The 23,162-nt window shown below is 30.9% G+C and carries 23 protein-coding genes and 1 riboswitch; of the genes, 13 read left to right on the top strand and 10 right to left on the bottom strand.

Annotated features, from left to right (window positions below):
• Positions 1-19: 19 nt before the first annotated feature.
• Positions 20-835, bottom strand: coding sequence for a 2,3,4,5-tetrahydropyridine-2,6-dicarboxylate N-succinyltransferase (locus tag AQ1689_RS12065; protein ID WP_101915529.1), 816 nt, complete (start codon positions 833-835; stop codon positions 20-22).
• A 327-nt stretch (positions 836-1,162) separates the two neighbouring features.
• On the opposite strand from AQ1689_RS12065, the gene AQ1689_RS12060 reads away from it, so the two are divergent.
• Genes AQ1689_RS12060 through AQ1689_RS12035 form a run of 6 tightly spaced genes read left to right on the top strand, consistent with a single transcriptional unit; the run spans position 1,163 to position 5,003 of the window.
• Positions 1,163-1,897 (top strand): glycosyltransferase, encoded by a 735-nt coding sequence (locus AQ1689_RS12060; RefSeq protein WP_101915528.1) that lies wholly within the window; start codon positions 1,163-1,165, stop codon positions 1,895-1,897.
• 13 nt (positions 1,898-1,910) lie between these two features.
• Entirely contained in the window at positions 1,911-2,321 is a 411-nt protein-coding gene (gene ruvX, locus AQ1689_RS12055; RefSeq protein ID WP_058884813.1) for a Holliday junction resolvase RuvX, read from the top strand.
• A gap of 55 nt (positions 2,322-2,376) precedes the next feature.
• Positions 2,377-2,964 (top strand): peptide deformylase, encoded by a 588-nt coding sequence (def, locus tag AQ1689_RS12050; protein WP_101903467.1) that lies wholly within the window; start codon positions 2,377-2,379, stop codon positions 2,962-2,964.
• Between the two features lie 35 nt (positions 2,965-2,999).
• Positions 3,000-3,419 carry a DUF5606 family protein gene (locus AQ1689_RS12045; protein WP_101915527.1) on the top strand — a complete coding sequence of 140 codons (420 nt, stop codon included), beginning with the start codon at positions 3,000-3,002 and terminating at the stop codon, positions 3,417-3,419.
• A gap of 3 nt (positions 3,420-3,422) precedes the next feature.
• A complete protein-coding gene (gene mazG, locus AQ1689_RS12040; RefSeq protein ID WP_101956239.1) occupies positions 3,423-4,202 on the top strand; it encodes a nucleoside triphosphate pyrophosphohydrolase in 780 nt (259 codons plus the stop codon).
• A 39-nt stretch (positions 4,203-4,241) separates the two neighbouring features.
• On the top strand, positions 4,242-5,003 hold the full coding sequence (locus AQ1689_RS12035) for an SDR family NAD(P)-dependent oxidoreductase (RefSeq protein ID WP_101956238.1): 762 nt from the start codon (positions 4,242-4,244) through the stop codon (positions 5,001-5,003).
• Here AQ1689_RS12035 and priA read toward each other — a convergent pair.
• The gene (priA, locus tag AQ1689_RS12030) at positions 5,000-7,441 is read right to left on the bottom strand and encodes a replication restart helicase PriA (protein WP_180947589.1); all 2,442 of its coding nucleotides are present in this window, start codon (positions 7,439-7,441) and stop codon (positions 5,000-5,002) included. The genes AQ1689_RS12035 and priA overlap by 4 nt on opposite strands.
• 236 nt (positions 7,442-7,677) lie before the next feature.
• Complete coding sequence (locus tag AQ1689_RS12025) at positions 7,678-7,896, bottom strand: VF530 family protein (RefSeq protein ID WP_101915524.1); 219 nt, start codon at positions 7,894-7,896, stop codon at positions 7,678-7,680.
• Positions 7,897-8,122: 226 nt separating this feature from the next.
• Here AQ1689_RS12025 and gcvT point away from each other — a divergent pair, with 226 nt between their 5' ends.
• Entirely contained in the window at positions 8,123-9,205 is a 1,083-nt protein-coding gene (gene gcvT / locus AQ1689_RS12020) for a glycine cleavage system aminomethyltransferase GcvT (protein ID WP_101915523.1), read from the top strand.
• Between the two features lie 318 nt (positions 9,206-9,523).
• Here the strand turns inward: gcvT and AQ1689_RS12015 are convergent, their stop codons facing one another.
• The 4 genes from AQ1689_RS12015 to AQ1689_RS12000 are packed head-to-tail and all read right to left on the bottom strand — an operon-like array spanning position 9,524 to position 13,847.
• Positions 9,524-10,645 (bottom strand): efflux RND transporter periplasmic adaptor subunit, encoded by a 1,122-nt coding sequence (locus AQ1689_RS12015; RefSeq protein WP_101956237.1) that lies wholly within the window; start codon positions 10,643-10,645, stop codon positions 9,524-9,526.
• 15 nt (positions 10,646-10,660) lie between these two features.
• Positions 10,661-11,902, bottom strand: a complete 1,242-nt coding sequence (locus tag AQ1689_RS12010) for an ABC transporter permease (protein ID WP_101956236.1) — start codon at positions 11,900-11,902, stop codon at positions 10,661-10,663.
• 2 nt (positions 11,903-11,904) lie between these two features.
• Positions 11,905-13,134, bottom strand: a complete 1,230-nt coding sequence (locus AQ1689_RS12005) for an ABC transporter permease (RefSeq protein WP_101956235.1) — start codon at positions 13,132-13,134, stop codon at positions 11,905-11,907.
• Between the two features lie 2 nt (positions 13,135-13,136).
• Positions 13,137-13,847 carry an ABC transporter ATP-binding protein gene (locus tag AQ1689_RS12000; protein ID WP_101956234.1) on the bottom strand — a complete coding sequence of 237 codons (711 nt, stop codon included), beginning with the start codon at positions 13,845-13,847 and terminating at the stop codon, positions 13,137-13,139.
• A 156-nt stretch (positions 13,848-14,003) separates the two neighbouring features.
• On the opposite strand from AQ1689_RS12000, the gene AQ1689_RS11995 reads away from it, so the two are divergent.
• Positions 14,004-14,417 (top strand): thiol-disulfide oxidoreductase DCC family protein, encoded by a 414-nt coding sequence (locus AQ1689_RS11995; RefSeq protein ID WP_101956233.1) that lies wholly within the window; start codon positions 14,004-14,006, stop codon positions 14,415-14,417.
• A 91-nt stretch (positions 14,418-14,508) separates the two neighbouring features.
• On the opposite strand, the gene AQ1689_RS11990 is transcribed toward AQ1689_RS11995, so the two are convergent.
• Entirely contained in the window at positions 14,509-15,597 is a 1,089-nt protein-coding gene (locus AQ1689_RS11990; RefSeq protein ID WP_101956232.1) for a YncE family protein, read from the bottom strand.
• Positions 15,598-15,601: 4 nt separating this feature from the next.
• Complete coding sequence (locus AQ1689_RS11985; RefSeq protein WP_101956231.1) at positions 15,602-17,494, bottom strand: TonB-dependent receptor plug domain-containing protein; 1,893 nt, start codon at positions 17,492-17,494, stop codon at positions 15,602-15,604.
• Positions 17,495-17,526: 32 nt separating this feature from the next.
• Positions 17,527-17,719: riboswitch (cobalamin riboswitch) on the bottom strand.
• Positions 17,720-17,839: 120 nt separating this feature from the next.
• Here AQ1689_RS11985 and AQ1689_RS11980 point away from each other — a divergent pair.
• Genes AQ1689_RS11980 through AQ1689_RS11960 form a run of 5 tightly spaced genes read left to right on the top strand, consistent with a single transcriptional unit; the run spans position 17,840 to position 21,838 of the window.
• Positions 17,840-18,343 carry a bifunctional adenosylcobinamide kinase/adenosylcobinamide-phosphate guanylyltransferase gene (locus AQ1689_RS11980; RefSeq protein ID WP_101956230.1) on the top strand — a complete coding sequence of 168 codons (504 nt, stop codon included), beginning with the start codon at positions 17,840-17,842 and terminating at the stop codon, positions 18,341-18,343.
• A gap of 12 nt (positions 18,344-18,355) precedes the next feature.
• Complete coding sequence (gene cobT / locus AQ1689_RS11975; protein WP_101956229.1) at positions 18,356-19,396, top strand: nicotinate-nucleotide--dimethylbenzimidazole phosphoribosyltransferase; 1,041 nt, start codon at positions 18,356-18,358, stop codon at positions 19,394-19,396.
• A 3-nt stretch (positions 19,397-19,399) separates the two neighbouring features.
• Positions 19,400-20,176: an adenosylcobinamide-GDP ribazoletransferase gene (locus tag AQ1689_RS11970; protein ID WP_101956228.1), complete on the top strand. Its 777-nt coding sequence runs from the start codon at positions 19,400-19,402 to the stop codon at positions 20,174-20,176.
• A complete protein-coding gene (gene cobC / locus AQ1689_RS11965) occupies positions 20,161-20,688 on the top strand; it encodes an alpha-ribazole phosphatase (RefSeq protein ID WP_159459669.1) in 528 nt (175 codons plus the stop codon). The genes AQ1689_RS11970 and cobC overlap by 16 nt, the downstream gene beginning before the upstream one ends.
• 13 nt (positions 20,689-20,701) lie before the next feature.
• Complete coding sequence (locus AQ1689_RS11960; protein WP_101915563.1) at positions 20,702-21,838, top strand: ABC transporter substrate-binding protein; 1,137 nt, start codon at positions 20,702-20,704, stop codon at positions 21,836-21,838.
• 79 nt (positions 21,839-21,917) lie between these two features.
• On the opposite strand, the gene AQ1689_RS11955 is transcribed toward AQ1689_RS11960, so the two are convergent.
• Positions 21,918-23,114, bottom strand: coding sequence for a hypothetical protein (locus tag AQ1689_RS11955; protein ID WP_101915511.1), 1,197 nt, complete (start codon positions 23,112-23,114; stop codon positions 21,918-21,920).
• Positions 23,115-23,162 lie beyond the last annotated feature (48 nt).

The raw sequence follows: 23,162 nt of genomic DNA, 5'->3' as shown, positions 1-23,162 counted from the left end.
TATTAAAGCTTAAAACATATTAAACTGCAACATCATACTCTCTCAAAGCATCATTTAACGATGTTTTTTTATTGGTACTTTCTTTACGTTTCCCAATAATTAAAGCACAAGGAACTTGAAATTCACCAGCAGCAAATTTTTTGGTATAACTACCAGGAATCACTACCGAACGAGCAGGAACAACACCTTTTGTTTCCACAGGTATATCGCCCGTAACATCAATAATTTTAGTACTCATTGTTAATACAACATTTGCCCCTAAAACAGCTTCTTTTTCTATGCGAACACCTTCCACAACAATGCAACGAGAACCGATAAAAGCACCATCTTCAATAATTACAGGAGCAGCTTGTAATGGCTCTAAAACACCACCAATTCCTACACCACCAGATAAATGTACATTCTTTCCGATTTGCGCACAAGAACCAACTGTAGCCCAAGTATCAACCATTGTTCCTTGATCAACATAGGCACCAATATTTACATAACTAGGCATTAAAATTGTTCCTGATGCAATATACGCTCCATGACGTGCAACCGCATTTGGCACAACTCTAATTCCTTTTTCAGCAAAGTTTTTCTTTAATGGAATTTTATCGTGGTATTCAAAAATACCAGCTTCTAAAGTTTCCATTTTCTGAATAGGGAAATACAACACAACGGCTTTTTTTACCCATTCATTAACTTGCCAACCATTATCAGTAGGTTCAGCAACACGCAAAGTTCCTGCATCTAATAAATCAACCACTTTTCTAATGGCGTTAATAGTTGTTTCTTCTTTTAATAAATCACGATTATTCCACGCTTTTTCTATAATATCTTGTAATGCTGTCATTTTTTAATAATTAAAATTTTATGCAAATATAAAGCCTCTATAACTATTGTATGCGAAGATATATTTTTTTAAACAGATGTTTTTTTCTTGTTAAAATTACATCATTTTCTTTTAAACTATCTAAATTATTAGAAGCAATTTCCCGCTTTACGCACTCGCTTTTTTTATTTTTTTAAAAGAAAAAACAAAAAAGAGCTCAAACAATTGCTTCAATCGGGGCTAGGCATTTAATATCTATTTAAAAATTTTAACACTATTTATTATTTAAAAAAACAAAAGAAGTACAATTTATAAAGGTTTAAAACTTTATTTTTGTGAAAAAACATAATGAATCACCCAATAACCTTTGTACTAACAAGTTGTGATAGGCATGATTTACTAGAATTAACTTTACAAAGTTTTATAGAGAATAATCAATATCCAATAGCACAATACATATTTATAGAAGATAGCCCAAAAGAAAATAGTATAAGAAATGTTTTAGATAAATTCCCAGAACTAAAAGGATATAGATTAATTGTAAATAATCCTAAATTAGGTCAAATGCGTAGTATTGACTTAGCTTATTCTTATGTAGAAACTGAATATATTTTTCATTGTGAGGATGACTGGAAATTTTTAAGATCGAACTTTATAGAGGAATCTCTGAGTATTTTAGAGGAGAATAAAAACATAATGACTGTTTGGCTTAGAGAACAGAGCGATACAAACGGACACCCTATTGAAAAAACCACTTTTTCAACTAAAACAGGAGTAGATTATAAGTTAATGGCTACAAACTATTTACGTGTTTGGCATGGCTTTACATTAAATCCTGGATTACGTAGGTTATCCGATTATAAAAAAGTTGGGTTATTTTATACTAATGGTCATGAAGGAGAAGCTAGTGTTATTTTTCACTCTTTAAACTTTAGAGGTGCTATTTTAAATAAAGGTGCTATAGAACACGAAGGTTGGAGTCGCCATATTCAGGATACAGTTCATTTAAATAGAGATAAAACACAATTACGTATAAAGTCTTTTTTTCGAAAAGTTAAAAAGTTTTTTTCTAAAAGACACTAAAAAATAAAAACATTTGGGACGAGTTTTAGCCATCGATTTTGGTAAAAAAAGAACAGGAATTGCAGTTACTGATGAATTACAAATTATTGCATCAGGATTAACAACTATTAATACTAAAGAATTAATATCTTTTTTAAAAGACTATATTAAAAAAGAAAACGTAGAATTGTTTATCATCGGAAAACCAAAACAAATGGATAATTCCGACAGCCAAAGTGAAGCCTTAATACTTCCTTTTTTAGAAAAATTAGCAAAATCAATACCAAACATTCCAATAAAAAGAGAAGACGAGCGTTTTACCTCAAAAATGGCATTTCAAACCATGATTGATAGCGGTCTGAACAAAAAACAGCGTCAAAATAAGGCTTTAGTCGATGAAATAAGCGCAACTATCATCTTACAGTCGTATTTATACAACAAATAATTTTATACATAAACGATTCTTTGTATTTTCGTACCCTTAAAAAATTTAAAAACACATGATTTTACCCATTGTTGCTTACGGAGATCCCGTATTACGTAAAGTAGGAACAGAAATCGATAAAGACTATCCGCAGTTAGAAAAATTAATTGCGAATATGAAAGAAACAATGTACAATGCGCAAGGTGTCGGGTTGGCAGCACCACAAATAGGTAAAGATATTCGTTTATTTTTAATCGATGCCTCACCTTTTGCTGATGATGAAGATTTATCCGAAGAAGACCGAAAAGCCTTAGAAAACTTTAATCATGTATTTATAAATGCAAAAATAATCAAAGAAGAAGGCGAAGAATGGGCTTTTAACGAAGGTTGTTTAAGTATTCCGAATGTTCGTGAAGATGTTTTTCGTCAAGAAACCATTACTATTGAATATCAAGATGAAAACTTTGACAAACACACCAAAGTTTTAAGCGGTTTAGCGGCACGTGTTTTTCAGCATGAATACGATCATATTGATGGTGTTTTATTTACTGATAAATTATCGACCTTAAAAAAACGCTTGATTAAAAAGAAATTAGAAAATATTTCTAAAGGAAAAGTAGACGCGGGTTACAGAATGCGTTTTCCGAATGCCAAGAAAAAATAGTCTTTTATATAAAGATACACTAAAAACACCATAATATGGAATTTAACAAAGTTATAGCAGTTACTGGGAAACCAGGATTATTTGAAATTATCTCTCAAACAAAAACAGGAGTAATCGTTCGTTCAATTGTTGATGGAAAACGTTTTCCTATTGCAGCAACTCACAATGTAAGTTTATTAGAAAACATCGCAATTTACACTTACGAAGAAGAAGTGCCTTTAGCAGTTATTCTTAAAAGTATGGCTGAGAAACAAGAAGGTAAAGAAGCACTTTCTCATAAAGAAAGTAACGATACTTTAATGGCTTATTTTGAAGAAGTTTTACCAGGTTTTGACAAAGAACGTGTGTATGCTTCTAACATTAAAAAGGTAATTCAATGGTATAATACTTTAGCAGCAGCTAATTTCGATTTTAATACCTTACAAAAAGTAGCAACTCCAGAAGAAACTAAATAAATTATGAATACTCGTAAGCAACAATTAGACGCTTTTAACCGTTTGTTAGACATTATGGACGATCTTCGTGAGAAGTGTCCGTGGGATAAAAAACAAACTTTAGAGAGTTTGCGTCATTTAACGATTGAAGAAACTTACGAGTTAGCAGATGCCATTCTAGACAATGATTTAGAAGAGGTTAAAAAAGAATTAGGCGATGTGTTATTACACATCGTCTTTTATGCTAAAATTGGAAGCGAAAAAAAGGCGTTTGATATTGCCGATGTTGCAAATTCAATTTCTGATAAATTAATTCATCGTCATCCGCATATTTATAGTGATGTTGTTGTTAAAGATGAAGAAGAAGTAAAACGAAACTGGGAAAAACTAAAGCTAAAAGAAGGTAAAACTTCTGTTTTAGAAGGTGTTCCTAAAAGTTTACCCGCTTTGGTAAAAGCAAGTAGAATTCAAGAAAAAGTTGCTGGCGTTGGTTTTAAATGGAAAAATCCTGAGCAAGCTTGGGAGAAAGTTCAGGAAGAAATTCAGGAATTAAACCAAGAAATAAAAGCTGATAATCAAGAACGTATCGAAAAAGAATTTGGCGATGTGTTATTTTCACTGATAAATTACGCACAACTTATAAAGGTAAATCCTGAAAATGCCTTAGAAAAAACGAATAAAAAGTTTATCAATCGTTTTCAATATTTAGAAAAACAAGCCAAAAAACAAGACAAAGAAATTTCTGATATGACTTTAAAGGAAATGACTATTTCTTGGGAAAATTCAAAGGAGTTTTTTGAGTAAAATTTGCTAGTATTTTTCATCTTTCTTATATTTTTTTTCATGAATATCATCATAATCACAGGCGGAAGTAAAGGAATTGGAAAGGCGTTGGCTCAAAAATATGCTTCTGAAAATTACAGTGTGTTTTCATTAGCTAGAACTTCAACTGAAATATCCGAATCCGAAGTAAAAAACACACAAAATAGTAAATCTATTAAAGTTGATTTAGCGGATAGTATTGCAACTCAAACTATTTTCACGGCTCTTTTAGATAAAATTATCCATCAAAAATCAACTTCTAAAATCACTTCAATTACCTTAATTAATAACGCTGGGCGCTTAGGTAAAATAGCGAGTTTAGAAAACTTAGAAGCCAATGATATTTCAAAATCTATTCAATTAAATATTAGTACGCCTCTTACTTTATCAGGATTATTTATCAAGAAAACACAAAAATTATCCTGTAAAAAACAAATCATCAATATTTCATCGGGCGCAGCCAAAAAACCCTATGAAGGCTGGAGTGTTTATTGCACATCAAAAGCAGCAATCGATATGCTAACAGAAACAATTGCTTCTGAACAATCGGAAATAGAAAATGGCGTAAAATGTATAGCAATTTACCCAGGTGTTGTTGCTACGGATATGCAAATACAAATCAGAAACACCCACGAAACTGATTTTAAAAATGTACAGCGTTTTATCGATTTAAAAAATCAAAATAAATTATACACGCCTAGTTTTGTTGCCGATACTATTTATAAAATTGATACTCAAAATCAGTTAAATAGTGGCGATATTTTTGATATTCGGAATATTTAATACGCATCCACATCCATAATAAAACGAATAGACCTAAAATCCTTCACACTTTCAAAAGAATTTTTCACCCTAATAATTTGTTCTTTTGTTTTTCCTAACGATTGTTTTGGCGGAATTTTAATTACTAAATTTTTAATATACAAATTTCGAACACGCGATACCGCTGGCGTTGTTGGTCCTAAAACATTTTGCGCAAACACATTTTGTAATGATTTTACCAGCCAATTTACCCCCATTTCCACGCGAACAGCATCCCTGTGTTTTAGCGTAATTTTAATCAATTTATAATATGGTGGATACTTAAAATCCCAACGCTCCTGCAATTGTTCTTTGTACATTTCGGCGTAATTAGTGGTCGAAACTTGCTGTAATATTTGATGATTTGGGTTGTAAGTTTGTATCGCAACATTTCCTTGTTTTTTACTACGCCCTGCCCTACCCGACACCTGAACCATTAATTGATAGGCACGTTCGTGGGCTCTAAAATCAGGGAAATTTAACATAGAATCGGCACTTAAAATACCCACTAACGATACATTTTCAAAATCCAAGCCTTTCGATAACATTTGTGTTCCTACTAAAATATCAATTTCTTGCGCCTCAAAGGCACCAATTATTTTTTGATAGCCGTATTTTCCACGTGTGGTATCCAAATCCATTCTTCCGATGTTATAATCAGGAAATAAGGTTTTTAGTTCTAGCTCAATTTGCTCTGTTCCAAAGCCTTTTGTATCAAGGGTTGTACTTCCACAAGCCCCGCAATTATTAGGCATCGCTCGTTGATAGCTGCAATAATGACATTTTAATTCTCGTCTAAATTTATGAAATGTTAAACTGACATCACAATTTGGACATTCTGGAGAAATACCGCAGGTTTTACATTCAACAACGGGAGAAAAACCACGCCTATTTTGAAATAAGATAACCTGTTCTTTTTGCTCCAAAGCATCGGTAATCATGGTTAATAACCTATCGGAAAAATGCCCTTTCATTTGCTTTTTTCGTTGCTTTTCTTTGATGTCAATCAGTTCGATTTTTGGCAGTTGAATATTTCCAAAACGACGGGTTAATTCAACAAAACCATATTTATTTTGCTTGGCATTAAAATAACTTTCTAACGATGGCGTTGCAGAACCTAACAACACTTTTGCGCTGTGTAAATGCCCTAAAACAATTGCCGAATCGCGGGCATTATAGCGTGGTGATGGTTCAAATTGTTTGTAAGAAGTTTCATGCTCTTCATCAATTACAATTAATCCTAAATTTGAAAATGGTAAAAAACCAGCCGAACGAGCGCCTAAAATTATCTGTGCTTTTGGTTTATTTTCCAACACGTTATTCCAAACTTCTACTCGCTCGTTCATGGAATATTTAGAATGAAAAACGGATATAAAATCGCCAAAATAACGTTCTAATCGACTAATTATTTGAGTTGTTAACGCTATTTCTGGCAATAAAAATAATACTTGCTTGCCTTCTGCGATTACTTCTTTTATCAGTTTTACATAAATTTCTGTTTTTCCAGAACCTGTAACCCCGTGTAATAAAGTTACATTTTGAGTTTCAAAAGATGTTTTAATTTCATTAAAAGATTGCTGTTGAAACTCGTTTAATTCTTTTATTTGATTGGTTTCTCCTTCAAAATTAATTCTATCGGTTTGAATTTGATAAAACTCAAAAATTTCTTTATCAACCAAGGCTTTTAATATTGCTGATGATGCGCCTGATTTCTCTTCTAATTCTTTTGCTTTTATGGGTTTTTTAGATACTGCTAATTGAAAATAAGCAAGCACTGCTTCGCGTTGTTTTTTTGCTCTTGATAAATTTTCTAGCAATTCTTGAAGTGCTTCATTCGATTGATGTGCAGCATTTAAACGAACATATTTTACTAATTTAGGCTTGTATGTTTCATAAATTGCTTCTTTAATAAAAACAACTTCTTTGTTAATTAAACCATCAATAATAGGTAAAAAAGTTTTTTTATCGATAATCTTAGCAACTTGATTAAGTGTAAGTTCAGAACTATTTTGAAGGGCTTCAAAAATTAAAAATTCGTCATCAGTTAAAATAGTTTCATCTGTAAAACTGTCATTTTTATAAATAATTGTTTCACTTTCTAACATAAAAGCCGATGGTAATGCCGCCCTATAAACATCGCCTAACGAACACATATAATAGCTCGAAATCCACTGCCAATGCTTTAATTGATATTCGTGTACAATAGGTGTTTCATCTAAAATTTGATGAATATCTTTTGCTTTATATACTTCAGGAGCATTTTGATGAATATTAAAAACAAGTGCCGTATAAATTTTACTTTTCCCGAAAGAAACCGCCACTCGCATTCCTTTTTTAAGGAACGAAAATTCGGCTTCGTTTACAGCGTAGGTAAACATTTTTTTTAATGATATAGGCAATATAACGTCGATGAAATACATAGTGAATTCTAGTAATTTTTCGGTTGAATTCGTAAAAATACAATTATATATATAAAACGTACACCTCACCGATTTTAAAAATTGGTGAGGTATAAATATACTTATAAAATACCGTATTTCTATAAATAAGTAGAAATCCCTAGCCCCGATTGAAGCAATTGTTTGAGCTCCTTTTTTTGATTTTTTTCAAAAAAAGAGCGAGTGCGGAAAGCGGGAAATAGCTCCAAAAAATAAATTTAACGTATAAATTTCAAATAAAAATTCTCTACTTTGGTTCTAGCCCAAGGCGTTGTTCTTAAAAATTTCAAACTCGATTTTAATGTCGGATTATTTTTAAAACAATTTAAGTTTAAAATTTCTCCTAATTCTTGCCAACCATATTCTAAATATAGTTCTTCTAACATGGTGGCTAATTTTATTCCGTGAAGCGGATTATTTGGTTGTTCTTGGCTCATCTTTGGTACTTATTTTTATCTAAAAAAGCAAAAATAAAGGTTCTAGTTGATTAATTCATCTAATAACGTTCTTACTTTAAAGCAGCTTAACTTCACTTCCTTATTTTCACAAAACAATATCAACACATTTTTAGGTAATAATTCATTAAAACATTAACCAAAATAAGGTTATTTATTTGTCATTTTTCAATATTTTAGCATATACTTTTAAATAAAAAATTTTAGAATGAAAAATACTGCATTAACACATATTCACGAAGCTTTAGGTGCGAAATTAGTTCCTTTTGCTGGTTATAACATGCCTGTACAATACGAAGGAATCAATATAGAACACGAAACGGTTAGAACAGGCGTTGGTGTTTTTGACGTAAGCCACATGGGAGAATTTTTCTTAAAAGGAGAAAATGCCTTAGCTTTAATTCAAAAAGTAGCAACCAACGATGCTTCAAAATTAGTTCCTGGTAAAGCGCAATATAGCTGTATGCCAAATGCTGATGGCGGAATTGTAGATGATTTAATTATTTACATGATTGCTGAAAACGAGTATATGTTAGTTGTAAACGCATCTAACATTGAAAAAGATTGGAATTGGATTGCTAGCCATAACGACTTAAATGTTACTATGGAAGACCGTTCTGATGACTGGTCTTTATTAGCTATTCAAGGACCAAAAGCTGTGGAAGCTATGCAGTCGTTAACAGCTGTAAATTTATCAACGATTAAATTTTACACCTTTGAAATTGCTGATTTTGCAGGGATTCCTAACGTTGTTATTTCGGCAACTGGTTACACAGGTTCTGGAGGATTTGAAATTTATGTAAAAAATAAAGATGTAGAGCAACTTTGGAAAAAAGTTTTTGAAGCAGGTGCAGACTGGAATATTAAACCAATCGGTTTAGCGGCTCGTGATACTTTGCGTTTAGAAATGGGATATTGCTTATATGGTAACGATATTGACGACACCACCTCTCCTTTAGAAGCTGGTTTAGGTTGGATTACTAAATTCACCAAAGATTTCGTAAACTCTGAAGCTTTAAAGGCTCAAAAAGAAGCGGGTGTTACTAAAAAATTAGTCGCTTTTGAATTAACAGAACGTGGAATTCCTCGTCATGATTATGAAATTGTTGATGCTGATGGAACTGTAATCGGTCGTGTAACTTCAGGAACAATGAGTCCTTCTTTAGGAAAAGGAATTGGTTTAGGATACGTTACTAAAGAAAATTCAAAAGTAGATTCTGAAATTTTTATTCAAGTTCGTAAAAAACAATTAGCTGCGAAAGTCGTTAAATTACCTTTTTACAAAGGATAAGAAAATTTTATCATGTATATAGAAAAGCAACTCTTTTTAAGGGTTGCTTTTTTTGTTAAACTATTCCCGCTTTCCGCACTCGCTTTTTTTGTTTTTTAAAAAAGAAAAAAACAAAAAAGAGCTCAAACAATTGCTACAATCGGGGCTAAACATCCGTTGTTTATTTTAGTAAATAGGTAAAATACCTGCTATCAAATAAAGCAAGAGAAATTCCCCTTTTCGATAACATTTTAATCACTAGAATTAAAAAAAACCATAAAAAAAGGAGAAATTCAATACTGAATTTCTCCTTTTAACCCAATTAAAAAACTAAAATGATTAATGTTCTTTTTTCGTATCGTTCGTATCTTTTGATGCTTTGTTCCAAATTTTTATTTTATCATCTTTGGTAACACCTTCTAAAACCTCAACATTTACACCATCTGAAGTTCCTAATTTAACCGTTATTTTTTCAAATTTATCTGTTGATGTTTCAACCTCAACATACGGTTCTTCTGTTTTTTTATCAAACCTAAGCAATGCTTCTTTTATTGATAAAACCGAGTCTTTTTTCTCTAAAACAATATCTGCATTTGCGCTATATCCTGCTCTAATAAAAAAGGCATCATCTAAGGTAACATCGGCTTTAATTTTAAACTGCACTGCTCCACCTTCATCGGTTCCTTTTGGTGCTATAAAATTTAAAACCGCAGGAAATTTCTTATTTTCAATCGCCCCGATAGCTATTTCAATTGCTGTTCCTTTAATTAATTTACCAACTTCTGACTCATCTACTTTTCCTTCAAAAATCATTTTGGTCATATCAGCAATACGAGCAATTGTTGTTCCAGCATTAAAATCGTTGGTTTGTGTAACCTGATACCCTTTTTTTACAGGAATTTCAACAACCATCCCCGAAGTTGTTGCTCTAATACTTGTATTTGCAGCACTTCCTAAACCTGATGTTGTTCCTTTTTTAATAATATCCATGTCCGATTTTGCATTGGCTAATAACAAACGAGCGTTGTTATAATTTAATTCCGCATTTTCAAAATCTTGACGAGAAATTACTCCTTTATCAAATAAATTTTTATTTCTATCAAATTGTAGCTTTGCATTATTAAACGATAATTTTGCATTTTTCACACTACCATTTGCCCTGTTTAAAGACGCTACGTTAGGAACAACTCTAACTTTTGCTATTAAATCGCCTGCTTTAACAATAGCACCTTCTTCCACTAAAATTTCAGAAACAATACCAGCTATTTGAGGTTTAATTTCAACTTCTTCTAAAGGAATTACCTTTCCTGTTGCTACGGTTTTTTTAACTATTGTTGTTCTAAATGCTGTTTCCGTTTCGTAGGTTACACTATTTTTTTTGTTCTTTTTTGCGAACCATATTAACGCTATTGCAAATAATATTGCTACAATTCCTAAAATAATTTTTGCTCTCTTACTCATAATTTGTTAATTGATTTATTCTTCTCTTAATGCTTCGATTGGTTTGATTACTGTTGCCATATGTGCGGGTATTAATCCTATTAAAGTTCCTAATACTACCAAAGTAGTAAAGGCAATTAATATAATTGGAATGTTTACCGTTGGGTTAATTAATTTAGCATCGGGCCCTTGCCCAAAAGCCATATCTATTAAATAAAGTACCAATGCGCCCAATATAATTCCTAGCATCCCGGCGATGGTTGTTAAAAAAACAGATTCTAATACAATTTGTTGTCGGATACTTTTAGGCGTTGCTCCTAAGGCTCTACGGATTCCTATTTCTTTGGTACGTTCTTTTACCGTTATTAATAAAATATTACCAATTGCAAAAACTCCCGCTATTAAAGTAGCGATTCCTACAAACCATGTTAAAAATTGCATTCCTGTTAAAAAGCCTGTGAACTTTGCTATTTCAACCCCTAAATTTACGCTTCCGAAGGCTTTTTTATCATCAGGATGCACTTTATGTAGGTTTTTTAAGGTTAATAATACATCTTTTTCTAACTGTTTAATATCTACTCCTTCATTGGCTGTTATCATCATCCAATGAATTTTATCACCCATATTATACACCTGCTGAAAGGTTGTAAACGGAATATAAGCACAAGCACCATCAAAATTAACACTGCTTGACTCTTTATAAACCCCAATTACTTTATAGTTGATATTGTTAATTTTGATATATTCTCCTATTGGTTTTTCGCCTTTTTCAAAGAGTTGTTTATAAATATCTTCGGCAATTACCGTTACTTTTGCTTTAGATAAAATATCATTTTCGTTTAAAAAACGCCCATAAATCAAGTTCTTTTTTTGCACCTGATCTAAAATAGGATAATCGCCACTAATATCAAAACTTCCAGATTTGAAACCTTTAACTATCTGCCCGTTCGATTGACTTCTTGGTGCTAATAATTTTATTTCTTTAAACTCTTTTTTTAATATTTTAACATCCGTTAATGTGGGTGAAAAATGTCTTCCTTTTTGAAAGCCTTTAAAAGGTCTGTCGGTAGATTGCGTCCATACAAAAACGCTATTGGTTGCAAAATTTCCAAAAATTTTCTTAAAACTATTTTCCATCCCTCGAGATGCCCCTAACAGAACAACTAATAAAAATATCCCCCAAAGAACCCCTATAATTGTTATTACGGTTCTAACTTTATTTTTACGGATGCTTCCATAAATTTCTTGCCAAGTATCTGAATCAAATAAAAATTTCATAATTAATCTGCTCTTAATGCTTCAATTGGTTTAATATTCGCGGCTCTTTTTGCAGGTAAATATCCTGCAATTAAGCCCGATAAAACTAAAACAACAGTTGCTCCTATTACAATCCCTGGGCTTACGCTAGGGTCTTTTATAAAATATTTTTCTAAACTATCGCCAAGTAAACTTAAAATATAGGTTCCTAACGACAGCCCTAAATACCCTGCAATTGTAGTTATCAATACGGATTCTTGCACTACCATTCCTACTATTGACGACGGCTTTGCACCTAATGCTTTTCTGATACCAAATTCTTTGGTACGTTCTTTAATTACAAAAATCATAATATTACTAATTCCTATAATACCAGCGATTAAAGTTCCTGAGCCTACAAAAATGACAATAAAATACAACGCCATCATAAAAGTACCAATACCCTTATTTGCTTCCGCCATATTCCGTACAGAAAGTGCCCCTTGATCGTTTGGATGAATGTCTAAATTTTTACGTAAATCACGCTCCATTTTATTTCCAAAAGCAATTGCCTGATCTAAACTTAGTGTAGGGTCATAGCCCACAACAATTTGACTTAAATGGTCGTTATTTCCATAAATCATCTGTGCTGTAGTAACGGGCATATAGGTTTGACGCTCTTCTCTATCGCCTCCATCATCAGAAAAAATACCGATAATTAAATAAGATATTCCGTTTACATTTACTCGTTTTCCTAAGGCTGGTTTTTCACCAAATAAATCTTGCTTTACCAAACGACCAATAACAATAACTTTCGATTTTTCTTGTAAATCGCGCGTGTTAATATATCTACCTTGATCAATAATTGTTTTCTCTAAAAATTGATCATCGGGATGAACGGCTCTTAAACTATACTTATCTGATTTATTTTTATACGAAATACTTACATTCTTATAAATACGCGCCGTTAAATGCTGAATTTTATCATCATATTCTTTTTTGATAAAATTAAAATCTTTATTTTTAAGTTGAATTTTTCTCCCTGTTTGTAAGCCTTTATAAGGTTTTGATGTTTTCCAAACACGAATTCTCATGGTATTCATGGCATCATCAACAAAAGCGCCTTTAAACGAATTACTTAATCCGCTTACAATTCCAAAAAGTAAGGTAAATAGTAAAATTGCAAAAGCCACGGTAAAGCCAGACATTACCGAACGTAATTTATTTTTACTAATACTTTGAAATATTTCTCTCCAACGATCTAAATCAAACATATTTAAATTGATTTAGATTTAACTTTATTTTCGATGTTGGCAGTTAATTCATCACTAATAATAACCCCATCTTTTAAACGAATTATTCTTTTAGTTTGTTCGGCAACTTCTTCTTCGTGGGTAATTACAAAAACCGTCATTCCTTCTTCATTAATTCCTTTTAATAAATCCATCACCGAATCTGTCGTAGTAGAATCTAACGCACCTGTAGGCTCATCAGCTAAAACAACTTTGGGTTTTGTAACCAAGGCTCGTGCAATAGCAACTCGTTGTTTTTGCCCGCCCGAAAGTTCGTTTGGCAAATGATGCGCCCATTCTTTTAAGCCTACTTTTTCTAAATATTCTAAGGCGATTACCGCGCGTTCTTTTCTGTTTACACCTTTATAATATAAGGGCAACGCTACGTTTTCTAGAGCGGTTTTATAAGATATTAAATTAAAAGACTGAAAAATAAATCCTAAAAATTTATTTCGTAAAACAGCTGCTTTCGTTTCGTTTAAATCTTCAATTAACTGCCCGTTTAAATAATATTTTCCATCATCATGTGAATCTAACAAGCCAACAATATTTAATAAAGTTGATTTTCCTGAACCTGATGACCCCATAATAGATACAAATTCTCCTTCTTTAATATGTAAATCTAATCCTTTTAAAACATGAAGTGAGTCTTTACCGATTGGGTAAGATTTGTGTAAGTTTTCTATTCGAATCATTGCGCTAGTTAGTTTTAAAGATAAAAAATACTGATGCTTAATTTGTCACTAATTTTATGTTAAATTAGTATTTACTTCCTTACAAGACGCTTAATTTTGATTTATGTTACATTTTTTTTAAGTAATTTTAAATTTAACCTCAACACGCTAACTTAAATGACTGATTTACCTGTCGATAAAAAAATAATTCTATTTGATGGAATTTGTAATTTTTGCAATTCTTCAGTTTTAAAAATAATTAAATTTGATAAAAAAAACCAGTTTGTTTTTGCTTCTTTACAGTCGGATATTGGTAAAAAAACACTTATACATTTAGGAATTGACACTACAAAAATTGATTCCATTATTTTATATGAACCCACTATTTCTTATGATATAAAATCGACAGCAGTTTTAAAAATAATGGCTTGTTTTGGTGGTTTTTGGCGTTTAACAGTATTTTTAAGGTTTTTACCTGAAGGATTTCGTGATTTTTGCTATGATATTATCGCAAAAAACAGGTATAAATGGTTTGGCAAAAAAGAAACGTGTATAATTCCATCCAAAGAAATAAAAGAGAAGTTTTTATAAAAAACAAACCCACTTAACAATATGTTAGCGGGCTTATTCAATTCAAAATTGGGGGATTATTCTATGAGAAGAAGAGACTTCTTCTAGTCTTTTAGTTATTAAAATAAATTTTAGAAGCTCCTAAACCTACAGGTGAAGCATATATTTCTGATTTAGTATTTATATCAAAAACTTTAAATTTACTTAATTTTTTAAACGCATATTCTACCGTAAATAATTGATTTTGTCTTACATTCATTCCGTAAATTGAACCAACATTTATACCTTGAGTCGCTAAATTAGATGATGTATTAGTGATATTATAGACCGTAGCATTACTTCCTTGATAATAATAAACTTTATTATTATCGAAACTCATGTAAGTCGCTCTTTTGTTTTCAGGAAAAACTAATTCTTTTACTATTTTATTAGTAGAAGTGTTAATAAAACTTATTGAAGAGGTTGTTGAAGTTAATACTTTTGTATAATCATCATTATAAGTTAAAGGTTTTCCTTCAGATAAAACAATTAAATTTCCAGCGTTATCAAAAGCCATTTCATCTGGATTATCTTTTACGATAATTTTAGAAACACTATTATTTGCCTTTAAATCGACCACAGAAATAATATTACTTGACGACCAAGCTCCTTTGTGAGAAACATATAATTTATGATCTTTATTTAAAATTTGTTCTACACCGTTTTCTAAAGAAATAGTTGTTGTTTCAATTTTATTAGTTTTCAAATCGATAATAGCTACATAATCATCAGTAACATTTCCTCCATCGCCCCAATTGGTAACATATCCTTTATCGCCTACAACGGTCATATATCTAGGGTTTTTTAAGCCCGTCGTAATTTCTGCTTTTTTCTTAAACGTTGTTTTATCGGCAATAATAATGGTATTTACATCATTTAAAATAATATACGCATCGGTATCAGAAAAGGCAATTGATTGAATTAATCCACCTAATTGCGCATTATTTTCACCTGTATAAACGAAATTTGTTGCTAACTTCGATAATTGACTATTTACATAAGCAATTGAGCCATCTTTATTTCCAAACCCTCCTTCCGAACTAATAATAATTCCTTTAGTATAGTCACTTGGAAGTTCTTTAATCGGGGCATCATCACTAGAACAAGAAGTAATAAGTAAACTCCCTAAAAAAAGCGATAAAAATATTTTTGTAATTTTCATTTTATTAAAATTTATAGTTGATATTAAAATTTGTTCCTGGCATCGGGCGTAAATTTGAAAAATAATACACTTTATTAAATATATTATTAACCGTTACCCCAATTGTAGGAAGGTTTATTTTTGTTGTTGATAAATTAAAATTAAGCCCTATATTTTGAACATTTACTTTTTTGAGTGCATAAAAATCTAAATTTATTTCATTCGTATATACTTTACTTTGATATAAACTCTGTAGAAAAACACTAATTTTTTTATAAGAATAATCGGCAGTAAAATTCCATAAATGCTTTGGAGCATAAGGCAAAATTTTATTATTTTCGATATTTTCAGCCGTTGTAAACGTGTAATTCGATGAAATAGCAAATCGATGTTCTGCTATTTTTTTTTGAAAACTGATAAAAGATTCTATTCCTTTATGAACTACATCATTTACATTTTTTGGTCGCCATAAATTACTGTTTCCAGCGGGCAGCCATAAAATTTTATCATTAATATGAATATAAAATGCTGTTGATTTTAACTCTATATTTTTATTTTTAAAAGAAACACCCGCTTCTCCTTGAACCGAATTTTCTGCTACTAAATGTAAGTTTCCTACTATCGGCCAATACATTTCGTTATACGTTGGCACTCTGTAATTGGTAGAGAAATTCGCTGAAAAATTTACTTTTGAAGCTATTTTATATTCACCTGCTACAAATACAGAAACAGGCACGTTAAAATCTGAATTAAGTTCTTTTCTTAGCTGTAAACTTGTTTTAACTTTTTTGATAGGCTGATATTTTACACTTCCGATAAAAGCGATTGAATTTCTTTTTTTAATTATTTTTGAATTATTTTCTGAATTATTAGCTAAATTTTTGCCCGTAATATTTTCAAAAACAGTTTTATAATTAAAAGATAAAATATTCGAAGCCCTATAAGTTAAGTTATAATTAATATGTGTCGTTTGCGATTTTCCAAAACTAAAATCGGTAGCATTTTTAGTTCCATAATAGCGATACTCTTGCGTTAAATAAGCAATACTTAGTCGCTGTTTAAACGCCGAAAAATTATATTTCCACTGTAATAAATTGCGTTGGTTAAAATCTTCATTACGTTCACTTCCTGCGGAAGGGTTTGGTAATCCATCGGAAAACAACCGATTTCCGTAATATTTTGTGGTATAAAAAGCAAGTTTATTTTTTGAATTAAATTGGTGAGCGATATTAAAATTAACGCCATAATTTTTATAATTTCCATTTTTATTTTTCAATAAATGCCCATTTTCATCTTTATATCGCTTATCGATAAAGGTATAATTATTATCAGAATAATTAAATGTAGAAGCCAATTTTACGCTCCATTTTTTATCAGCAAAAGCACTTTTAAAAAAATTAGAACTTGTATTAAAACTTCCAAAAGAAGAAAAAATATGAATTTTTTGATGTTTTTTAAAATTTATTTCATCGTTTAAATGCACCGTTCCACCGATAGCTCCCGAACCAAAATCGGTACTATTTCCGCCACTTTGAACAATTACAATATCGCTAATATTAGCAGATAAGGCATTAAAATCGGTTTGCCCACTACCAACGGAATTAATCGGGATTCCATTCCAAAGCACCAAAGTATTCGAAGCCGAAGTTCCTCTAAAACGAGCTGTACTTACGCCCCCATTTCCATAATCTCTAAAGGAAATTGGGCTGTTATATCGTAAAAGATTGGTGAAATTAATAGGGTTTTTAACTTGTTGTTTTATGCCTATTTTTATGGATTTTACACGTATTTTTTTAGGAGCTATTTTTTTATTTCCAACAACCACCACTTCCTCTAAAACATTCGAAATCGAATCTTTTTGAGCAAAGCAAGCAAATGCCACCATAAAAAATAGTATAAAAAGTACGTGTTTTTTCATAAATATATTAAAAACCTTTATCCCGAAAGTTTGAATTATTTAAAATATAGGCAGGTCTCCTGGCTTGCGTCTTGTAATTGGTCTTCCCATTAAAAAACAGTGACTAAAGAATTATTACAAGCTTTCTAGCTTACAGTTGCGGGAACAGCTTCGGTATTTAACCGAATTCCCTTTTAATTTGATGTTATGTTTTTAAACATCAAAACCTAAATTTTCGGCAAATGTAGACTATTATTTTAATAATTTAACAATAAGAATTCATTATCATTAAAAAAGCTATTATTCTCTTTTTCTAAAAAATGTTTACAATCTTTGCAATAAATTCATTTATTATAATTATTAATTATGATGTATTATATCTCTGGCGGAGAACGTTCAGGAAAAAGCAGTTATGCACAAGAATTAGCAGAATCATTATCAGAAAACCCTTATTATTTAGCAACTTCAAGGATTTGGGATGCCGATTTTAAAAAACGTGTAGACAGACATATTTCTGATAGAGATGAACGTTGGACAACTATTGAAGAAGAAAAAAACATCAGTAATGTAATTCCTAAAAATGCAACCGTAGTTATTGATTGCGTTACTTTATGGTTGACTAATTTTTATTTAGATACTAAAAATGATGTTCAAGAAAGTTTAACACTAGCTACTAAAGAAATTGACAAACTAATTGAAATTGATGCAACTATTATTATTATTTCAAATGAAATTGGCATGGGTTTACATGCCGATACTAAAATTGGTAGAAAATTCACCGAATTACAAGGTTGGACGAATCAATATATTGCAAAAAAAGCCGATAAAGCCACTTTTATGGTATCAGGATTGCCTTTAACTTTAAAATAAAAAACTAAAAAAATGTATTCTACTGATATAAAACCACTTTCAAATACGCTAAAAACTGCACTTCAGGATAAAATTAATTTCAAAACAAAACCAATTGGTTCGTTAGGAGTTTTAGAAGAAATTGCTTTACAAATAGGACAAATTCAAAACAGTCTTACTCCTACCATATCAAAACCAACTATTGTTGTTTTTGCTGGCGACCACGGAATTGTAAAATCAAAATCGGTGAGTCCTTATCCCCAGGAAGTAACACAACAAATGGTGTTAAATTTCTTGAACAATGGAGCTGCAATTAATATTTTTTGTAATCAGAATGATATCAATTTAAAAATTGTTGATGCAGGTGTAAACGCTGATTTTGAACCAAATATTAATTTGATATCAGCAAAAATAGCTAAAGGAACAAAAGATTATAGTATTGAAAAAGCAATGACCACAGAAGAGTGTTTATCAGCTTTAGATAAAGGGAAAAAACTAGTTACAGAGTTACATAAACAAGGAACAAATACTATTGGTTTTGGTGAAATGGGAATTGGAAACACTTCTTCTGCTTCTTTATTGATGAGTTATTTTACGGATATTTCTATTGAAGATTGTGTTGGAAAAGGAACTGGTTTAGATGATTCTGGAGTTCTTAAAAAAGCTAAAATTCTTAAAAATGCCCTTGCTTTACATCAAAAAAACATTCGAAATCCGATAGATGCTTTGGCTACTTTTGGTGGTTTTGAAATTGTAATGATGTGCGGTGCAATGTTAGAAGCGGCATCTTTAAAAATGACCATTTTAGTAGATGGATTTATTGTTACTTCGGCGTTATTAGCGGCACAGGCTATCAATAAAAACGTTTTAGAGTATTGTATTTTTTGCCATACATCAGGCGAACAAGGTCATCAAAAAATGTTGCAATTTTTAAAGACAAAACCACTGTTAAATATTGGTTTACGTTTAGGCGAAGGAACTGGTAGTGCGATTGCTTTTCCTATTGTAAAATCGGCTGTTAGTTTTTTAAATGAAATGGCAACTTTTAAAAGTGCCAATATATCTGAAGGGTAATTTATGAAAAATCAAATTCATTATTTTTTAACTGCGGTTATTTTTTTCACCCGAATCCCCTGCCCTAAATGGGTAAATCATTCTTCGGATATTTTAAATAAAAGCAGTCGTTATTTCTCGTTAGTTGGTATTCTTATTGGCGTAATTTCGGCATTAGCTTATGTTGGTTCAGCGTATCTTTTTAATGAAAACATCGCCCTTGTTTTTAGTTTGATTGCTTCTATTTTAGCAACAGGTGCTTTTCATGAAGATGGTTTTGCTGATGTGTGCGACGGTTTTGGTGGCGGATGGAGCAAAGATAAAATTTTAACCATCATGAAAGATTCTCGATTAGGAACTTATGGTGTTGTTGGGATTATTTGCCTTTTATCGATTAAATTATTGTGTTTACACCAACTTTTACAATTCAATAATTCGATTAAAACAATTCCTTTACTATTGATTTCAGGACATGCAATTAGCCGATTTATCGCAACTATTTTATTATATACACATCAATATGTAAGAGATATTGACACAGCGAAAGTAAAACCGACCACAAAAAAAATGAGTACAAAAGCGTTAATTATTTCTGGTTTCTTCGGAATTTTTCCGCTTGTATTTTTTCAAGACATTAGAGTATTTACCGTTTTAATTCCGTTGTTTTTAACGTATTTATATATGGGGCGTTTTTTCAAAAAATGGATTGGCGGACAAACAGGCGATTGTGCTGGGGCATTACAACAGGTATCCGAAGTTATTTTTTATTTATCAATACTTATTTTATGGAAATTATTTTAGTCAGACATACCACGCCAAATATTGAAAAAGGAATTTGCTACGGGCAAGCAGATATTGGCATTATCGATACTTTTTTAGCAGAAATACCCCCTATTTTAAAAGAAGTTCCTATAAATGATATCGAAACAGCGTATTATTCAAGTCCTTTACAGCGATGTAAATTATTAGCTGAACAATTATCTGATACTATTATTTTTGATGATAGATTAAAAGAACTCGATTTCGGCGATTGGGAACTTCAAAAATGGGATGATATCAATAAACCCGAGTTAGATATTTGGATGAACGATTTTGTAAATATTACCGTTACTAATGGCGAATCTTACATTGATTTACATAGCAGAACTGTTCAATTTTTAAATGATATTAAAAAGCTAAAAAAACAACGTGTTGTTATTGTTACCCACGCAGGAGTAATCAGAAGTTTGTGGGCTTTTGTACATAATATTCCGCTAGAAAATTCTTTCGATTTGAAACTAAATTACGGGCATATTGTTAAATTTACACTATAATTCAAGCATCAAAATGAAACATTTTTTTACACTTCTTATTATTTCCTTGTTTTTTATCCGATGTAAAAACACCGATAAAAAAGAACCTCAACATCAAAACAAACAAGAAAATACTGAAAAGCATAATTTTAGCAGCATTAAATACGCCAAGGGCTTTGATATTATTACTGAAAATAATCAGAAAAAATTAATCATTAAAAAAGTGTTTCAAAACTCTAAAAAACAATTTGAATTTACACTTACCAATAAAACTGATATTTCTAAAAATGAACTAAAAATTCCTGTAAAAAAATTAGTCGTTACTAGCACCACACACATCCCGATGCTCGAACTTTTAAATAGTGAAAACACCTTAATTGGGTTTCCACACACTAAATATATTTCATCAAAAAAAACAAGAAAAATAATTGATACTGGTCATATTATAGAGCTTGGAAATGAACAAAATATGAACACCGAAAAACTACTCGAGTTACAGCCAGAATTGGTGGTTGGTTTTTCGTTACATCCAAATAGTAAACTATACGAAAACATTAAAAAAGCAGGTATTCCTGTTGTTTTTAATGGCGATTGGCTAGAAGAAACACCTTTAGGAAGAGCGGAATGGATTAAATTTTTTGGTGTACTTTTAGATAAAGAAAAACAAGCCGATAGTATTTTTAATGCTATTGAAAAAAGCTATTTAGAGGCTAAAAATACGGCTCAAAAAAGCCCTAATTATCCAAGCATTTTATCAGGAAGCATGTTTAAAGAAGTTTGGAATCTTCCTGGCGGAAATAGTTTTATGGCTACTTTTTTTAAAGATGCGCATCTAGATTATTTATGGAAAGAAACCAATAATTCGGGAAGTTTACAACTTAGTTTTGAAAGTGTTTTAGACAAAGGAAAAACTGCCGATTTTTGGCTTGGCTGCGGATTTTATCAAACAAAAAACGAAATTTTAAACGCCAATAAACACTACAAAGAATTTGATGCTTTAAAAAATGGAAATGTATATACAATTGGCACAAAAAAAGGAAAAACAGGTGGGCTTATCTATTTTGAATTAGCCCCAACCCGCCCCGATTTGGTATTAAAAGACCTCATCAAAATTACCAATCCAACCGCATTGCCCGATTATGAATTAACCTTTTTTGAAAAGATGCAGTAAATTATCGGCTAACTTTTCCACCTAAAAAAAACTCCTGCTACAAACAGGAGTTTTTCTATGAATCTTATCTAAAACCGCTTTAGTTCCTCAATTTATTTCGAGTAATTATATGTTTAAATTTTTCTTTCAAATCGCTTCCTGTATCATAAACCATTTGCTCGTTTGATGGAAAATTTACCGATTGCAATCTTGTTAAATTAAAAAACGATTCGTCTAAAGCCCGTCTATCTCCATCATAACGAGCGTAAATATGTTCAAAAATAAATTCGCTATCAATAGGAAAACTCTCTATTAATTGATTTGTTGAATTATCAAAATACTTTACAACACCTGCTACTTTACTACTCTTAAATTGTGTAAAACGATACAACTGACATCTAATAGTTTTAAAATTATCAACTTTAATTTTAACACCTAAACTGTCTTTTACATAACCGCCCTTGTTATCTTTTAAATATTTAAAACCGTCTTTGATTTGCTTTTCTTTGATAATTTCTTTTTCGTGAATTTTTTCGGGCGAAATAACAATACTTCTCAAATTTAACTCCACATCAAAATCATACTTTACTAAACTATTTTTTTCCGCATGATATACCGTCCATAAATTATTTAACCCATAGGTGTCTAATGCTAATAAATCAGCTTCTAGCCTTCTCGGAATTATTTGATTTGTTTGATTATTTAAGGATACAAAAATATAATCTGTTCCTTTTAAATGTGCTTGTTTCTGTAAATCGTTGGTATTTTTATAATTTGGTGATATTTTATTTAATTTGGTAAAAACAGTATATGAATTTCTATAATTCATCTTATTTTGATAGCCAGTATTTAATAAACGAACACCCTTTTGATATAAATAATCGGCATAATTTTCTTTGGCTTCAATAATATTAGTGTCGTAATTAACCAAGTTAAAATCTACAATTTTACCTGTTGAAACATCAGTTAAAGGCAGTAAAGGTTTTATTTTTTCCTGTCTATTTTTTAAGCGATGATATAACGTATAAATAGCTTCTAAATTTGCAGAATTTGCCTCTTTTTTTAAATAATCTATTTTTTCTAAATCTCTATTTGTAGCCTTAAAAAAAGCATTTTGAAGCGTTATAACGTAGGGTTGGTTTTTCGCTTTATACTTATTTTTTGCTAATTTTTTAATTGATAAAGCAATTGCTTTTTCATAATCGCCTGTATTTAATGCTTTTTCAGTGGTTTTAAGACTGTTGCAAGAAAGCGTTACAAAGCTTATAAAAAGCAGTAATAAAGTAGTTTTTTTCATGAGTTTTAAATTTTGATAACAAAAGCAACTAATATGCCAATAATTACG

The organism is Tenacibaculum finnmarkense (assembly GCF_900239185.1).
GTDB classification, from domain to species: Bacteria; Bacteroidota; Bacteroidia; order Flavobacteriales; family Flavobacteriaceae; genus Polaribacter; species Polaribacter finnmarkensis.
This window is presented reverse-complemented; position numbering and strand designations above follow the sequence as displayed.

What these genes read in the sequence shown, in the direction of transcription:
- AQ1689_RS12065 (WP_101915529.1), bottom strand. Translation starts at nt 835, where the DNA reads ATGACAGCATTACAAGATATTATAGAAAAAGCGTGGAATAATCGTGAT.
- AQ1689_RS12060 (WP_101915528.1), top strand. Translation starts at nt 1,163, where the DNA reads ATGAATCACCCAATAACCTTTGTACTAACAAGTTGTGATAGGCATGAT.
- def (WP_101903467.1), top strand. Translation starts at nt 2,377, where the DNA reads ATGATTTTACCCATTGTTGCTTACGGAGATCCCGTATTACGTAAAGTA.
- AQ1689_RS12045 (WP_101915527.1), top strand. Translation starts at nt 3,000, where the DNA reads ATGGAATTTAACAAAGTTATAGCAGTTACTGGGAAACCAGGATTATTT.
- mazG (WP_101956239.1), top strand. Translation starts at nt 3,423, where the DNA reads ATGAATACTCGTAAGCAACAATTAGACGCTTTTAACCGTTTGTTAGAC.
- AQ1689_RS12035 (WP_101956238.1), top strand. Translation starts at nt 4,242, where the DNA reads ATGAATATCATCATAATCACAGGCGGAAGTAAAGGAATTGGAAAGGCG.
- priA (WP_180947589.1), bottom strand. Translation starts at nt 7,441, where the DNA reads ATGTATTTCATCGACGTTATATTGCCTATATCATTAAAAAAAATGTTT.
- AQ1689_RS12025 (WP_101915524.1), bottom strand. Translation starts at nt 7,896, where the DNA reads ATGAGCCAAGAACAACCAAATAATCCGCTTCACGGAATAAAATTAGCC.
- gcvT (WP_101915523.1), top strand. Translation starts at nt 8,123, where the DNA reads ATGAAAAATACTGCATTAACACATATTCACGAAGCTTTAGGTGCGAAA.
- AQ1689_RS12015 (WP_101956237.1), bottom strand. Translation starts at nt 10,645, where the DNA reads ATGAGTAAGAGAGCAAAAATTATTTTAGGAATTGTAGCAATATTATTT.
- AQ1689_RS12010 (WP_101956236.1), bottom strand. Translation starts at nt 11,902, where the DNA reads ATGAAATTTTTATTTGATTCAGATACTTGGCAAGAAATTTATGGAAGC.
- AQ1689_RS12005 (WP_101956235.1), bottom strand. Translation starts at nt 13,134, where the DNA reads ATGTTTGATTTAGATCGTTGGAGAGAAATATTTCAAAGTATTAGTAAA.
- AQ1689_RS12000 (WP_101956234.1), bottom strand. Translation starts at nt 13,847, where the DNA reads ATGATTCGAATAGAAAACTTACACAAATCTTACCCAATCGGTAAAGAC.
- AQ1689_RS11995 (WP_101956233.1), top strand. Translation starts at nt 14,004, where the DNA reads ATGACTGATTTACCTGTCGATAAAAAAATAATTCTATTTGATGGAATT.
- AQ1689_RS11990 (WP_101956232.1), bottom strand. Translation starts at nt 15,597, where the DNA reads ATGAAAATTACAAAAATATTTTTATCGCTTTTTTTAGGGAGTTTACTT.
- AQ1689_RS11985 (WP_101956231.1), bottom strand. Translation starts at nt 17,494, where the DNA reads ATGAAAAAACACGTACTTTTTATACTATTTTTTATGGTGGCATTTGCT.
- AQ1689_RS11980 (WP_101956230.1), top strand. Translation starts at nt 17,840, where the DNA reads ATGATGTATTATATCTCTGGCGGAGAACGTTCAGGAAAAAGCAGTTAT.
- cobT (WP_101956229.1), top strand. Translation starts at nt 18,356, where the DNA reads ATGTATTCTACTGATATAAAACCACTTTCAAATACGCTAAAAACTGCA.
- AQ1689_RS11970 (WP_101956228.1), top strand. Translation starts at nt 19,400, where the DNA reads ATGAAAAATCAAATTCATTATTTTTTAACTGCGGTTATTTTTTTCACC.
- cobC (WP_159459669.1), top strand. Translation starts at nt 20,161, where the DNA reads ATGGAAATTATTTTAGTCAGACATACCACGCCAAATATTGAAAAAGGA.
- AQ1689_RS11960 (WP_101915563.1), top strand. Translation starts at nt 20,702, where the DNA reads ATGAAACATTTTTTTACACTTCTTATTATTTCCTTGTTTTTTATCCGA.
- AQ1689_RS11955 (WP_101915511.1), bottom strand. Translation starts at nt 23,114, where the DNA reads ATGAAAAAAACTACTTTATTACTGCTTTTTATAAGCTTTGTAACGCTT.